Source organism: Streptomyces sp. NPDC048584, from assembly GCF_043199595.1.
Lineage (GTDB): Bacteria > Actinomycetota > Actinomycetes > Streptomycetales > Streptomycetaceae > Streptomyces > Streptomyces edwardsiae.
The window spans coordinates 515,716-528,635 of sequence record NZ_JBICWF010000002.1; the positions used below are offsets into that span (position 1 = coordinate 515,716).

Here is a 12,920-nt window from a genome sequence, read left to right on the forward strand (position 1 = left end):
GCGCTAGGGTCGACGCCATGGCCGACACCCCGCTTGACCTCACGCTGGACGCCGCGCGCCTGACCGCGCGGCTCGTCGACTTCCCCTCCGTCAGCGGCACCGAGAAGCTGCTCGCGGACGCGATCGAGGGCGCGCTGCGCGCCCTGCCGCACCTCACGGTCGACCGGTTCGGCAACAACGTCGTCGCCCGTACGGAACTGGGGCGGGACGAACGGGTGATCCTGGCCGGCCACATCGACACCGTGCCGATCGCGGACAACGTGCCCTCCCGGCTCGACGCCGACGGGGTGCTCTGGGGCTGCGGCACCTGTGACATGAAGTCCGGGGTCGCCGTCCAGCTGCGCATCGCGGCCACGGTCCCGGCCCCCAACCGCGACCTGACGTTCGTCTTCTACGACAACGAGGAGGTCGCCGCCGACCTCAACGGGCTGGGACACGTCGCCGAGGCCCACCCCGAGTGGCTGGAGGGCGACTTCGCGGTGCTGCTGGAACCCTCCGACGGCCAGGTGGAGGGCGGCTGCCAGGGCACCCTGCGGGTGCTGCTGAAGACGGCCGGCGAGCGCGCCCACTCCGCGCGCGGCTGGATGGGCGCCAACGCGATCCACGCCGCCGCCCCGATCCTCGCCCGCCTCGCCGCCTACGAGCCCCGCTACCCGGTGATCGACGGCCTGGAGTACCGCGAGGGCCTGAACGCGGTCGGCATCACCGGGGGAGTGGCCGGCAACGTCATCCCCGACGAGTGCGTCGTCACCGTCAACTTCCGCTACGCGCCGGACCGTGGCGAGGAGGAGGCCCTGGCCCATGTCCGCGAGGTCTTCGCGGACTGCGGGGTGACGGAGTTCGTCGTCGACGACCACAGCGGCGCGGCGCTGCCCGGCCTGTCCCACCCGGCCGCGGCGGCCTTCATCGAGGCGGTCGGCGGCACCCCGCAGCCCAAGTACGGCTGGACGGACGTCTCCCGCTTCTCGTCACTCGGCATCCCGGCGGTCAACTACGGCCCCGGCAACCCGCACTTGGCGCACAGGCGGGACGAACGCGTGGACACGGCGAAGATCCTCGCGGGGGAGGAGCGGCTGCGCTCCTGGCTGACGGCGTGACGCGCGCCGGGTTTGGGCCGCTGTGTGCCGGACATGCTGAGGTCCCTCGTACGTAACCCGAGTGGATCTACGCTGAGGTGGAACGACTGGCACGACGGAGGGAGCGCACATGGCTACCGGTAACCCCGTGGGGAAGAAGCAGCCGCCGGACGAACAGCGGCTCGGGCCGGTCCTCCGCCGGCGGGGCCAGGTGCAGGCGAGCACCACCGACCAGCGGTTGCTGGACGAGCGCGCGCCCACGGACTGGGTGCACACGGACCCGTGGCGGGTGCTGCGCATCCAGTCGGAGTTCATCGAGGGCTTCGGCACACTCGCCGAACTCCCGCCCGCGATCAGCGTCTTCGGCTCGGCGCGGACGCCGGTGGACTCCCCGGAGTACGCGGCGGGGGTCGAGCTCGGCCGGGGACTGGTCGAGGCGGGCTTCGCGGTGATCACCGGCGGCGGCCCCGGCGCCATGGAGGCGGCCAACAAGGGCGCGCTGGAGGCGGAGGGCCTCTCGGTCGGCCTGGGCATCGAGCTGCCGTTCGAGCAGGGGCTGAACCGCTATGTCGACATCGGCCTGAACTTCCGGTACTTCTTCGTCCGCAAGATGATGTTCGTGAAGTACGCGCAGGGCTTCGTGGTCCTGCCCGGCGGACTGGGCACCCTGGACGAACTCTTCGAGGCCCTGACCCTGGTCCAGACCCAGAAGGTCACCCAGTTCCCCATCGTCCTGTTCGGCACGGACTACTGGGGCGGCCTGGTCGACTGGCTCCGCCACACGGTCATCGCCCAGGGCAAGGCGGCCGAGAAGGACCTCCTCCTCTTCCACGTCACGGACGACGTGGACGAGGCAGTGGCCCTGGTCTCGAAGGAGGCGGGCCGCTAAGGGTTCTTCCAAGGCCGGGGTGTCCGGGGGGCGGGAGCCCCCCGGGGACGGGAACGGGAAGGGGCGGCGGGGGCGACAGAACCCTTACGCCAGCCCCCTGCGCCCCACAGCCGGCCCCCGCTCCCCGGCGATCGCGGACACCATGTCCAACACCTGCCGGGTCTCGGCAACCTCATGCACCCGATACACCCGCGCCCCCAGCCACGCGGACACCGCGGTCGTGGCCAGCGTCCCCACCACCCGCTCCTTGACCGGCCGGTCCAGGCTCTCCCCCACGAAGTCCTTGTTGGACAAGGACACCAACACCGGCCACCCCGTGGACACCATCTCCCCCAACCGCCGAGTCGCCTCCAGACTGTGCCGCGTGTTCTTCCCGAAGTCATGCCCCGGATCGATCATCACCGACTCCCGCGGCACCCCCAGCGACACCGCCCGCTCGGCCAGCCCCACGGTCACCCGAAGAATGTCCGCCATGACATCGTCGTACGACACCCGGTGCGGCCGGGTCCGCGGTCGCGCCCCGCCCGCGTGGGTGCACACCAGCCCCGCGCCGTACCGCGCGGCGACCTCCGCCAGCCGTGGGTCGACCCCGCCCCACGCGTCGTTCAGGACGTCCGCGCCCGCCTCGCACACCGCCTCGCCGACATCGTGCCGCCAGGTGTCCACGCTGATCACGACGTCCGGGAAGCGCCGTCGCACCTCGGCGACGAAACCGACGGTCCGCCGCGCCTCCTCCTCGGCGGTGACCTCCTCGCCGGGACCGGCCTTCACGCCGCCGATGTCGATGATCGCGGCGCCGTCCGCCACCGCCTGCTCCACACGCGTGAGCGCGGGCTCGTCGCGGAACGTGGCGCCCTGGTCGTAGAAGGAGTCCGGGGTCCGGTTCACGATCGCCATGATCACCCGCTCCTGCGGCCCGAATTCCCGCTTGCCCAGCCTGAGCATCCCCTGTGACCTCTTCCTCGTACGATCCCGTCCTGAGCCGCCCGTGACACGCCCGGCGGCCTCGCCTGTCAGACTCGCATGGCACGATCGGAGCCACACATCCGACTCCGACCGATCCGACACCGACTCATCCGACCGTGGGGGCCCCGGCGATGGTTATGTTCCTGTTCCTGGTCGTCGCGCTCGCCGTCGTGGTCACCGCGGTGACGCTCGCCGTGGTGAGCGGCGGCGAGAACGGCCCGCTGCCCGAGGCCGCGCCCGAGCGGCTCTGGGACGCCCTGCCGCCGGACCGGCCGGTCAGCCGCGCGGACGTGGACGGACTGCGCTTCCCGCTCGCCGCCCGCGGTTACCGCATGGCCGAGGTGGACGACGCGCTCGGCAGGCTGGGCGCGGAGCTGTCCGAGCGCGACGCCCGGATCGCCGACCTGGAGTCCGCGCTGGCCGGCGCGCGTGCCGCCGCGGCGCACCTCTCCATGGACAAGCCGGCCGCGCACCCGGAGGACGGGCACCTGTGAACAAGGGAGCGGCGGCCGGCCCGGACGGCGTCCCGCGCTGCCCGTGGGCGCTGTCCACCCCGGACTATGTGACGTACCACGACGAGGAGTGGGGCCGCCCGGTCCACGGCGACGACGCGCTCTTCGAGCGCCTCAGCCTGGAGGCGTTCCAGTCCGGGCTGTCCTGGATCACCATCCTGCGGCGCCGCCCCGGCTTCCGGGCCGCCTTCGCCGGCTTCAAGATCGCCGAGGTCGCGAAGTTCACCGACACCGACCGCGAACGCCTGCTGGCCGACACGGGCATCATCCGCAACCGCGCCAAGATCGACGCCACGCTCGCCAACGCCCGCGAACTGGCCACTTGGGCACCCGGCGACCTGGACACCCTGATCTGGTCCCACGCCCCGGACCCGGACGGTCGCCCGGTCCCGAAGACCATCGCCGACGTCCCGGCGGTGACCCCGGAGTCGACAACGCTGTCGAAGGCCCTCAAAAAGCGAGGCCTGCGCTTCGTGGGCCCGACAACGGCCTACGCACTGATGCAGGCCTGCGGCCTGGTCAACGACCACCTGGAAACCTGCGGGGCAAGAAACGCGCCGTCAGGGGCGCGGGGCCCGGTCGGTTAGCGGCTCCGCCGCGGGGCGCGAGGAATCACGACGCACCCGCACCCCGCGACGGCGATCCAGTCCCCGGTTCAACGGCCCACAAACCGGGGCGTCGCCTTCTTTACGAACGCCTCGACCGCGATCACATGGTCCTCGGAGGACCCCGCCCGGGTCTGCAGCTCGTCCTCCTTCTCCAGCGCCTCCTCCAGCGAGCGGCTCAGCCCGTACGCGACGGACTCCTTCAACGCCGCGTACGCCACCGTCGGCCCCTGGGCCAGCGCCCGCGCCACCTTCTCCGCCTCCGCCCGCAGCTCCGCCGCCGGAACCACCCGGTTCGCGATCCCCAGCTCGTACGCCTCCTGCGCCGGGACGTTGCGCGGGAACAGCAGCAGATCCATGGCCCGCCCGGCGCCGATCACGCGCGGCAGCGTCCAGGAGATCCCGGAGTCCGCGGTCAGCGCCACCCCGGCGAACGAGGTGTTGAACGCGGCCGTCTCCGCGACGATCCGGTAGTCCGCGGCCAGCGCGAACCCGAAGCCGGCGCCCGCCGCGACCCCGTTCACCGCCGCGACCACCGGCTTGGCGGCCCCGGCGATCGCCTTCACGATCGGGTTGTAGTGCTCGCGCACCGTGCTCATCGTCTGCCCCGCACCGCTCTCCCGGTCGGCGGCCAGCAGCCCGATGTGCTCCTTGAGGTCCTGCCCGACACAGAACGCCCGGTCCCCGGCCGCGGTCAGCAGCACGGCCCGTACGGCGTCGTCGTCCGCGGCGGACCGGAGTGCGTCCCGCAGGGCGGCCTTCGCCGCGACGTTCAGCGCGTTCATCGCCTCCGGGCGGTTCAGCGTGATCGTCGCGAGTCCGTCGCCCACCTCGTAGAGCACGGTGTCGGCCATGGCGTATCCCTCCGTACGGCGGCTCGGGACGTACCGGCGAGTACGTCCCCGTCTGGCAGACAGCATGACGGAGATCACCGGCCGTGGCGGGTGACCGGTGTGTGACCTGCGTCAAACAATTTCCGCGGGTTTCCGACCGCCGGGAGTCCGTGGGGCGGCGCAGTATCGCAGTCACATCGCCGAATTGGGTGGTTTTGCTCGCGCGCGTTGCCCAAGCGATGCCGACCGATGTTGGTCATCGGGTCCCGCCATGCGGGATAATGGCCTGGAAGCAATGTGTTCGATGCCGGTGGCGTGTGTCCTGCTTCAAGGACCGCAGGTGCCCTTCAGTGGGCCGTCGGCTCTGACGGTTTAGCCGGGTTTCAGGAAGGGGAACGAGCATGGCGGCCATGAAGCCGCGGACGGGTGATGGCCCGCTCGAGGTGACCAAGGAGGGGCGGGGCATCGTCATGCGCGTTCCGCTCGAAGGCGGCGGTCGGCTCGTCGTCGAGCTGACCCCGGACGAGGCCGACGCGCTCGGCGACGCCCTCAAGAAGGTCGTCGGCTGACGCGCAAGCGACCATACCCTTTCAGCCGCCCCGGTGCCGCACGCGGTGCCGGGGCGGCTGTTTCCCGTACGGGCGCGGGGCGAGGGACGGGTACGCGGGTCAGCGCTTGACGGCGCAGAGGAGCCCGTCTCCCACCGGCAGCAGCGACGACACCAGTTCCGTGCTCTCGCGTACGGCCCGCACCAGCTCCCGCAGGCGCAGCACCTCCGTGGGCTGCGGCCCCGAGTCCACCGTGCGGCCGTTCGCGAAGACGCCTTCGAAGGCGACCAGGCCTCCCGGGCGCAGCAGCCGCAACGATTCGGCGAGATAGTCCTGGTACTCCTGCCGGTCGCCGTCGCAGAACACCAGGTCGTAGCCGGCGTCCGCGAGACGGGGCAGGACGTCCAGCGCGCTGCCGGGGATGAAGCGGGCCCGGTTGCCGGCGAAACCGGCGTCACGGAAGGCCTGGCGGGCCGACTGCTGGTGCTCCGGCTCCTGGTCGACCGTGGTCAGTACCCCGTCCGGCCGCATCCCGTGCAGCAGATGGATCCCGGAGACGCCGCAGCCGGTGCCGATCTCCGCGACCGCCTTGGCGTCCACGCTCGCGGCGAGCAGCCGCAGCGCCGCGCCCGTGCCGGGCGACACCGAGCGCAGCCCCGCGTCACGGGCCCGGTCACGGGCCCAGTGCAGTGCTTCGTCCTCGGCGACATAGGCGTCGGCGAACGCCCAGCTCGTCTGCCGGTTGGCGGTAATGACCCTCTCCTGTCCCCGTGGATGCCTGGGCGTGACTGTATCCGTTGGCGCCGGGAACCTGCTGATGGGACCGGTCGTTCCAAGGGATGAGGAAGTGGCGTGTGCCATGACGGGGGGCAGGTAGTGGACGAGGACGCCGAGCAAGTGCTGACGCAGCCGTACGAGCCGTGGCAGCCCAGATCAAATTCTCGTAAAACCGCTTATCCGGAGCTAACGGGCGAGGTGGCTATGGTAGGGGCTCCACTGGACACCACCAGAGCCGATAGGGGAGGTGCGGCTGCGCCTGTGGATCGCGGAGGAGTGCTGCGGCGCTTCCTCGGATCGGCGGGCAGGCCGAAATTTGTGAACGACACCGCTGCTGACCATCACCGCGCCGGCGACCCGGCCCAGACCGCGACCTTCTCCAGCGACGCGGACGGGCAGGCGTGGACTCCGCCCACCTGGGAGGAGATCGTCAGCATGCACAGCGGCCGGGTCTACCGGCTCGCGTACCGCCTCACCGGCAACCAGCACGACGCGGAGGACCTCACCCAGGAGGTCTTCGTCCGTGTCTTCCGCTCCCTGTCGACGTACACGCCGGGCACCTTCGAGGGCTGGCTGCACCGCATCACCACCAACCTGTTCCTGGACATGGTCCGCAGGAAGCAGCGCATCCGCTTCGACGCGCTCGGTGAGGACGCCGCCGAGCGGCTGCCCAGCAAGGAGCCCTCGCCCCAGCAGGTCTTCAACGACGCCCACTTCGACGCGGACGTCCAGCAGGCCCTCGACACCCTCGCCCCGGAGTTCCGTGCCGCCGTCGTCCTGTGCGACATCGAAGGACTGTCGTACGAGGAGATCGCGGCCACCCTGGGCGTCAAGCTCGGCACCGTCCGGTCCCGGATCCACCGGGGCCGTTCCCAGCTGCGCAAGGCCCTCGCGCACCGCTCGCCGCAGGCGCGCGCGGAGCGCCGCTCCTTCGTGCCGCGTGTTCCCGCACTGGGAGGAGGGGGCGCGAGCGCGTGAGCGGTTCACAGCCGAAGTCGTCCGAGGGACGCCTCGCAGAGCAGCACCTGGGAGACCGACTCTCCGCCCTGGTGGACGGGGAGCTCGGTCATGACGCGCGTGAGCGCGTACTGGCGCATGTCGCCACCTGCGCGAAGTGCAAGACGGAGGTGGACGCGCAGCGCCGGCTGAAGAACGTGTTCGCGGAGGCGGCGCCCCCGCCGCCCTCCGAGAGCTTCCTGGCCCGTCTCCAGGGCCTGCCGGCCGGGGGAGACCTCGGCGACGGCGGCTCCCCGCTGAGCGGCGGAGGACTGCCGGGCGGCACGCCGGGGCGGCTCGGCGGTGGTTTCGGGGTCTTCGGGGCCCGGCGCGGCGAGCGCTTCGAGTTCGCGTACACGCCCGTCCGGCGGCACGAGCCGGCGTCCGCGGCGGGCGGCGGCGGCTTCGCCGCCCATGACGTCAGCCGCCATGACACCGACCGGCCGTCCTCCCGCGGGCTGCGGTTCGCGTTCGTCGCCGCCGGGGCGGTGTCGCTGGCCGCGATCGCGCTCGGCGGGGTGACCACGGTCACGCCCGCCGACGCGGAGGCGCGCGGCGCGGGCAAGGGCAGCAATGTCACGCCGACGCGTACGCAGGGGACGGGGGCCGCGCTGCCCGACTCCCAGCGGCGGCGCGGCGCGGGTCCGCTGCTGGGGCAGCTGACGGGGCAGAGCGCGCTCGCGGACGCCCCGGCCGCCCCGGTCATGGTCTCGGCCCCGCTGCTGCCCGGAAACCCGGCGCCGACGGAGCACCACCCCACGACGGGCACGCCGGTGACGGGAGGTGCGACGGCCTTGTCCCCGCTGATACGGCCGCTCGCCTCGACCCCGCCGCTCACGCTGACCGCGTGGGCCCTCTCCGCCGGTCTCGAGGAGCCCGGCCTCGTCACCGCCGGCACCACACCGGCACCCACGGCGACATCCCGCTGAGCCGTCCAGTGCGCAGGGGCGCGCGAACCTGATTGAATCCAGGGGGCGCGCCCCGGCCCAGCCGGGTGCGGCCACCGCCGTGTCCAGCCGTGGGGAGAGCATGAACGAGGGGAAGCCGGGCTCATCGGGGGAGGAGCCGACGACGCGTCCGCAGGGACCCGACGGCGACTTCGAACTGGCCCACCCGGCCCGCGACCGGGCCACCGGGCCCGCCGACGAGGGCGACTACGAACTCGACCGTCCCCAGGAGCCCACCGGTCCCGTGCCACCCGGCACCCCCACCCACGGTTCCGACACGCCCCAGTGCCCCGCCGAGCCCGCGCCCGCGGGTTCCGGGGCGCGGGTCTCCGACGCGCCGACGGGGCCCGTCGGTGAACGGCGTGGGCCGCTGCACGACCCGGATCCCTACAGCACCCCGCCGTACGGTGAGCCGGGCCCCTGGGCGCCCGCGCCGCCCGTGCAGCACCCGGCGACGACACCGGCGCACGGAATGGCCGTAGCGGCCCCTCCCACGGCCCCGGAGACGCCACCCCAGGGCACCACACCCCCCGTACCCGTCCCGGACCCGACCGCGACGCCAGAGCGGGGTGCCGCCCTGGCACACGGTGCGGCGCCACAGCAGGGTGCGGCCCCGGAGCCCGCCCCGAACCCGGCGTACGGCGTGCCTCCGGTGCCCGCCCCGGAGTCGGCCACCGCACCGCGGCAGGACGGCGCCCTGACACACGGCGCGCCCACGACCCCAGTCCCAGCCCCGGCGCACGGCGTGCCGCCGGTGCCCGCCCCGGACCTGGTCAAAGCTCCGCATGGTGCGGCCCCGGCCCCCGCCCCTGCCCCCCTCCCGCACCCGGACGCGGTACCCCCCGGCGCCCCCACGGCGCCCCACATCCCCGCGCAGGCGCGCCCGGACGCCGATCCCTGGGGGCGTTACGACCCCTGGGCGGCTGCCGCCGCCGCGCCGTTGCAGCAGGCCGAGCCCGCCCTCGTCGGTGAGAAGCAGCGGCGGCGCCGGGGACGGCGGGTGCTCATCGGGGCCGCGCTCGTGCTCGCGCTCGTCTCCGGCGGTGTCGGCGGGGCCATCGGCACCTATCTGGAGCGCAACGGCGGCGTCGACACCGTAGAACTGCCGCAGGCCGGGAAGGAGGACGTCGCGCGTGACCCCGGCAGCGTCGCCGGAATCGCCGCACAGGCCCTGCCCAGCGTCGTCACCCTGCATGTCAGCGGCGCCGACGAGGCCGGCACCGGCACCGGGTTCGTGCTCGACGGCCGCGGCCACATCCTCACCAACAACCACGTCGTCGAACCCGCCGGCGACCGCGGCGAGATCACCGTCACCTTCAACAGCGGAGACACCGCCGAAGCCACCGTCGTGGGCCGGGACAGCGGCTACGACCTGGCCGTCGTCAAGGTGAAGGGCGTCAGCGGCCTCACCCCCCTGCCGCTCGGCAACTCCGACAACGTGCGCGTCGGCGACCCCGTCGTCGCCATCGGCGCCCCCTTCGACCTGGCCGGCACGGTCACCTCCGGCATCATCAGCGCCCGTGAGCGGCCCATCACGGCCGGCGGCGAGAAGGGCGACGGCAGCGACGTGTCGTACGTCGACGCCCTGCAGACCGACGCGCCGATCAACCCCGGCAACTCCGGCGGCCCCCTGCTCGACGCCAAGGCCCATGTGATCGGCATCAACTCGGCCATCCGCTCCGCCGCGGGCGGCGCCGACCCGGAGGGCGGTCAGGCCGGTTCCATAGGGCTCGGCTTCGCCATCCCCATCAACCAGGGCAAGCGCGTCGCCGAGGAGCTGATCAACACGGGGAAGGCGTCCCACCCGGTGATCGGCATCACCCTCGACATGGAGTACGGCGGCGACGGCGCCCGAGTCGCCGCCAAGGGCAGTGACGGCGGGCCCCCGGTCAGCACCGGCGGCCCCGGCGCCAAGGCCGGGATCAAGGCCGGCGACGTCATCACGCAGGTCGACGGCCAGCGCGTCCACTCCGGTGAGGAGCTCATCGTCAAGACCCGCGCCCACCGCCCCGGCGACCGCCTGGAACTCACCCTGGAGCGGGACGGCGAGGAGCGGACGGTCACCCTGACGCTCGGCTCGTCGGGAGGCGGCTGAGGCGCGAGGGGGCCCGGGACGGTACCGGTCGCACGGGGTGGCCGGGTACCGTGGACCCGGCCCGGACCACGGAAGACCGCAGGCCGCCCCCGAGGACCGAGGACCGAAGGCATCGCGAGGAGCTTCAGGTGTTCAATGACATAGGTTCGCTCGAGCTGGTGACGCTCATCGTCCTCGCCGTGCTCGTCTTCGGTCCGGACAAGCTCCCCAAGGTCATCCAGGACGTGACCCGCACGATCCGGAGGATCAGGGAGTTCTCGGAGGGCGCCAAGCAGGACATCCGGCAGGAGCTCGGGCCGGAGTTCAAGGATTTCGAGTTCGAGGACCTCAACCCCAAGACGTTCATCCGCAAGCAGCTGGACAACGAGGACCTGGGGCTCAAGGAGATCCGTAACGGCTTCGACATCAAGAAGGAGATGGCCGAGGTCACGGACGCCGTCAACGGCCACGACACCGACGACGCCCCCGCCCCGGTGGCGTCCGGCGGCCGCGTGGACATGACCAAGAAGCCCGAGCCTCCGGCGGCCGACACCCGTCCGCCGTTCGACGCGGACGCCACCTGAGCGGAGTGTCCCGGGCGCACGCCTCGGCGTACGTGACGCGTTTCATACTCCACCCGGGCTCCGCACGGCCTGATCAGGGCGTCCGTGCGGCCCAAGAGCCGGGCGGTTTCCCGGCCCGCGCCGTCAAGGTGGCTATGCTGCCGAGTTGTTGTGCGGAACGGACGAGTACGCCCGAAGGGGGGCGGGCCGCCCGCTCCGACGAGAGCGAGGAGGCGTCCGGCCATGGAGACGACGAGTTCGGCAGTCGCGCAAGCGCCGGCCGCGGAGGACGGAGAACCCGTACCCTCCGCCCGGCGGACCGTCGACGGCTATCTGCGCGCGCCCTTCCCCTGGTACGGCCTGGACGAGGCCTTCACGGGCCGGCGCTGGCTGATGCAGGTCGGACTGGCGGCCGCCGGGGCCGTCGAACACGGATCGGTCGGGCACGGTGACGAGCCCTCGGTGCGCAGCGAGTACACGGCAGGGAGCGACCAGGAGGCCAAGGAGAAGTTCGCGGTCGTGGTGACCGTGGCCGCCAACCCGGTGCGCCGCAGCGCGGACGGTACCGGACTGCTGGAGGCCACCTCGGTCTCCTCCGCCGCCTGGCTCGCCGGGGTGGGGCTGCTGTCCTTCACCTGGCCCGGCCAGATGGACCACTCCCTGCGCGACGACTGGCTGGACCAGCAGACGGAGACGGCCTGGGTGCTCGCGGACGACCTGGCGGGGGAGGACTGGTCGACGCTGTCCCTGCCCGTGGACGGGGTGCCGACGCCGTTCCACTACCGGGAGTCCGAGTTCGGCTGGGTGCTCGCCGGTTCCACGGCGGCGGGCGTGCACGTGGGGGCGTACGGCAGGGGGATGAGCGCGTACGGCCTCGGCTTCGCCGTAATCAAGGACATCGCCGCGTACCAGGGCTGAGCGGGTGCGCGGAAGGGCGCCGTCCGCTGCGGACGGCGCCCTTCGCCGGGGAAGATCTCAGAACTTGTTGCGCGGGGTGATCCCCAGCGACATGCCGGACAGACCGCGCTGCCGGCCGCCCAGCTTGCCGGCGATGGAGCGCAGCGCCGAGCCCGCCGGGGAGTCCGGGTCGGACAGCACCACGGGCCGGCCCTCGTCGCCGCCCTCGCGCAGCCGGACGTCGATCGGGATGGCACCGAGCACGGGGACGGTCGCCCCGGTCGTACGGGTCAGGCCGTCGGCGACCGACTGGCCGCCGCCCGTGCCGAACACGTCGACCATCTCGCCGCAGTGCGGGCAGGGCAGCCCCGACATGTTCTCGACCACGCCGACGATCTTCTGGTGCGTCTGCACGGCGATGGAACCCGCCCGCTCGGCGACCTCGGCCGCCGCCTGCTGGGGCGTGGTGACGACGAGGATCTCCGCGTTCGGCACCAGCTGGGCCACCGAGATCGCGATGTCGCCCGTGCCGGGCGGCAGGTCGAGCAGCAGCACGTCCAGATCGCCCCAGTACACGTCCGCGAGGAACTGCTGCAGCGCGCGGTGCAGCATCGGGCCGCGCCACACCACCGGCGCGTTGCCGGGGGTGAACATGCCGATGGAGATGACCTTCACGCCGTTCGCCGACGGCGGCATGATCATGTTCTCGACCTGGGTGGGCCGCCCGTCGGCGCCCAGCATGCGCGGCACCGAGTGGCCGTAGATGTCGGCGTCCACGACACCGACCTTCAGACCGTCGGCCGCCATCGCCGCCGCCAGGTTCACCGTCACCGAGGACTTGCCGACCCCGCCCTTGCCGGACGCCACCGCGTAGACCCGGGTGAGGCTGCCAGGCTTGGCGAAGGGCACCTCGCGCTCGGTCTGGCCGCCGCGCAGGGCGGTCGCCAGCTCCTTGCGCTGCTCGTCGCTCATGACGTCCAGCGTCACGTCCACCCGGGTGACGCCGTCGACCCGGGAGACCGCGTCCGTCACGCGCTGCGTGATCGTGTCCCGCATGGGGCAGCCGGAGACCGTCAGGTACACGGCGACCGCGACCGCCCCGTCCGCCCCGATCTCCACCGATTTGACCATGCCGAGTTCGGTGATGGGCCGGTTGATCTCCGGGTCGTTCACCGTCGCCAGTGCCTCGCGCACCGCGTCTTCCGTAGCCATAGGGACGATGGTACGGCGCCGGGTA

14 protein-coding genes are annotated in these 12,920 nt (G+C 72.6%); 10 read left to right on the top strand and 4 right to left on the bottom strand.

Annotated elements, in window-relative coordinates; translation table 11 throughout:
• Window positions 1-17 precede the first annotated feature (17 nt).
• Window positions 18-1,097, top strand: coding sequence for a succinyl-diaminopimelate desuccinylase (gene dapE / locus ACGFR9_RS06610; RefSeq protein WP_393203555.1), 1,080 nt, complete (start codon window positions 18-20; stop codon window positions 1,095-1,097).
• A 109-nt stretch (window positions 1,098-1,206) separates the two neighbouring features.
• On the top strand, window positions 1,207-1,965 hold the full coding sequence (locus ACGFR9_RS06615; protein WP_311646957.1) for a TIGR00730 family Rossman fold protein: 759 nt from the start codon (window positions 1,207-1,209) through the stop codon (window positions 1,963-1,965).
• 84 nt (window positions 1,966-2,049) lie between these two features.
• Here the strand turns inward: ACGFR9_RS06615 and folP are convergent, their stop codons facing one another.
• On the bottom strand, window positions 2,050-2,910 hold the full coding sequence (folP, locus tag ACGFR9_RS06620; protein ID WP_393203557.1) for a dihydropteroate synthase: 861 nt from the start codon (window positions 2,908-2,910) through the stop codon (window positions 2,050-2,052).
• A gap of 158 nt (window positions 2,911-3,068) precedes the next feature.
• On the opposite strand from folP, the gene ACGFR9_RS06625 reads away from it, so the two are divergent.
• Together ACGFR9_RS06625 and ACGFR9_RS06630 are read left to right on the top strand one after the other, a co-directional pair.
• Window positions 3,069-3,425, top strand: coding sequence for a DivIVA domain-containing protein (locus ACGFR9_RS06625; RefSeq protein ID WP_393204015.1), 357 nt, complete (start codon window positions 3,069-3,071; stop codon window positions 3,423-3,425).
• Window positions 3,422-4,030 carry a DNA-3-methyladenine glycosylase I gene (locus ACGFR9_RS06630; RefSeq protein ID WP_393203559.1) on the top strand — a complete coding sequence of 203 codons (609 nt, stop codon included), beginning with the start codon at window positions 3,422-3,424 and terminating at the stop codon, window positions 4,028-4,030. The genes ACGFR9_RS06625 and ACGFR9_RS06630 overlap by 4 nt, the downstream gene beginning before the upstream one ends.
• A 68-nt stretch (window positions 4,031-4,098) precedes the next feature.
• On the opposite strand, the gene ACGFR9_RS06635 is transcribed toward ACGFR9_RS06630, so the two are convergent.
• Window positions 4,099-4,902, bottom strand: a complete 804-nt coding sequence (locus tag ACGFR9_RS06635; RefSeq protein ID WP_393203561.1) for an enoyl-CoA hydratase/isomerase family protein — start codon at window positions 4,900-4,902, stop codon at window positions 4,099-4,101.
• A gap of 380 nt (window positions 4,903-5,282) precedes the next feature.
• Here ACGFR9_RS06635 and ACGFR9_RS06640 point away from each other — a divergent pair, with 380 nt between their 5' ends.
• Window positions 5,283-5,450, top strand: a complete 168-nt coding sequence (locus ACGFR9_RS06640; protein ID WP_003966491.1) for a DUF3117 domain-containing protein — start codon at window positions 5,283-5,285, stop codon at window positions 5,448-5,450.
• 99 nt (window positions 5,451-5,549) lie between these two features.
• On the opposite strand, the gene ACGFR9_RS06645 is transcribed toward ACGFR9_RS06640, so the two are convergent.
• Window positions 5,550-6,290: an O-methyltransferase gene (locus ACGFR9_RS06645; protein WP_393203563.1), complete on the bottom strand. Its 741-nt coding sequence runs from the start codon at window positions 6,288-6,290 to the stop codon at window positions 5,550-5,552.
• Between the two features lie 234 nt (window positions 6,291-6,524).
• Here ACGFR9_RS06645 and sigE point away from each other — a divergent pair, with 234 nt between their 5' ends.
• The 5 genes from sigE (at window position 6,525) to ACGFR9_RS06670 (ending at window position 11,704) form a co-directional block, all read left to right on the top strand.
• Window positions 6,525-7,184 carry an RNA polymerase sigma factor SigE gene (gene sigE / locus ACGFR9_RS06650; protein WP_030220125.1) on the top strand — a complete coding sequence of 220 codons (660 nt, stop codon included), beginning with the start codon at window positions 6,525-6,527 and terminating at the stop codon, window positions 7,182-7,184.
• On the top strand, window positions 7,181-8,131 hold the full coding sequence (locus ACGFR9_RS06655) for an anti-sigma factor family protein (protein WP_393203565.1): 951 nt from the start codon (window positions 7,181-7,183) through the stop codon (window positions 8,129-8,131). The genes sigE and ACGFR9_RS06655 overlap by 4 nt, the downstream gene beginning before the upstream one ends.
• A gap of 100 nt (window positions 8,132-8,231) precedes the next feature.
• The gene (locus tag ACGFR9_RS06660; protein ID WP_393203567.1) at window positions 8,232-10,244 is read left to right on the top strand and encodes a trypsin-like peptidase domain-containing protein; all 2,013 of its coding nucleotides are present in this window, start codon (window positions 8,232-8,234) and stop codon (window positions 10,242-10,244) included.
• A 128-nt stretch (window positions 10,245-10,372) separates the two neighbouring features.
• A complete protein-coding gene (locus ACGFR9_RS06665) occupies window positions 10,373-10,807 on the top strand; it encodes a sec-independent translocase (RefSeq protein ID WP_393203569.1) in 435 nt (144 codons plus the stop codon).
• A gap of 222 nt (window positions 10,808-11,029) precedes the next feature.
• Window positions 11,030-11,704, top strand: a complete 675-nt coding sequence (locus tag ACGFR9_RS06670; RefSeq protein ID WP_393203571.1) for a hypothetical protein — start codon at window positions 11,030-11,032, stop codon at window positions 11,702-11,704.
• 57 nt (window positions 11,705-11,761) lie between these two features.
• Here the strand turns inward: ACGFR9_RS06670 and ACGFR9_RS06675 are convergent, their stop codons facing one another.
• Window positions 11,762-12,895 carry an Mrp/NBP35 family ATP-binding protein gene (locus tag ACGFR9_RS06675; RefSeq protein WP_393203573.1) on the bottom strand — a complete coding sequence of 378 codons (1,134 nt, stop codon included), beginning with the start codon at window positions 12,893-12,895 and terminating at the stop codon, window positions 11,762-11,764.
• Between the last annotated feature and the right edge of the window lie 25 nt (window positions 12,896-12,920).

Coding starts and splice junctions, on each gene's coding strand:
- dapE (WP_393203555.1), top strand. CDS start 18: ATGGCCGACACCCCGCTTGACCTCACGCTGGACGCCGCGCGCCTGACC.
- ACGFR9_RS06615 (WP_311646957.1), top strand. CDS start 1,207: ATGGCTACCGGTAACCCCGTGGGGAAGAAGCAGCCGCCGGACGAACAG.
- folP (WP_393203557.1), bottom strand. CDS start 2,910: ATGCTCAGGCTGGGCAAGCGGGAATTCGGGCCGCAGGAGCGGGTGATC.
- ACGFR9_RS06625 (WP_393204015.1), top strand. CDS start 3,069: ATGTTCCTGTTCCTGGTCGTCGCGCTCGCCGTCGTGGTCACCGCGGTG.
- ACGFR9_RS06635 (WP_393203561.1), bottom strand. CDS start 4,902: ATGGCCGACACCGTGCTCTACGAGGTGGGCGACGGACTCGCGACGATC.
- ACGFR9_RS06640 (WP_003966491.1), top strand. CDS start 5,283: ATGGCGGCCATGAAGCCGCGGACGGGTGATGGCCCGCTCGAGGTGACC.
- ACGFR9_RS06645 (WP_393203563.1), bottom strand. CDS start 6,290: ATGGCACACGCCACTTCCTCATCCCTTGGAACGACCGGTCCCATCAGC.
- ACGFR9_RS06660 (WP_393203567.1), top strand. CDS start 8,232: ATGAACGAGGGGAAGCCGGGCTCATCGGGGGAGGAGCCGACGACGCGT.
- ACGFR9_RS06670 (WP_393203571.1), top strand. CDS start 11,030: ATGGAGACGACGAGTTCGGCAGTCGCGCAAGCGCCGGCCGCGGAGGAC.
- ACGFR9_RS06675 (WP_393203573.1), bottom strand. CDS start 12,895: ATGGCTACGGAAGACGCGGTGCGCGAGGCACTGGCGACGGTGAACGAC.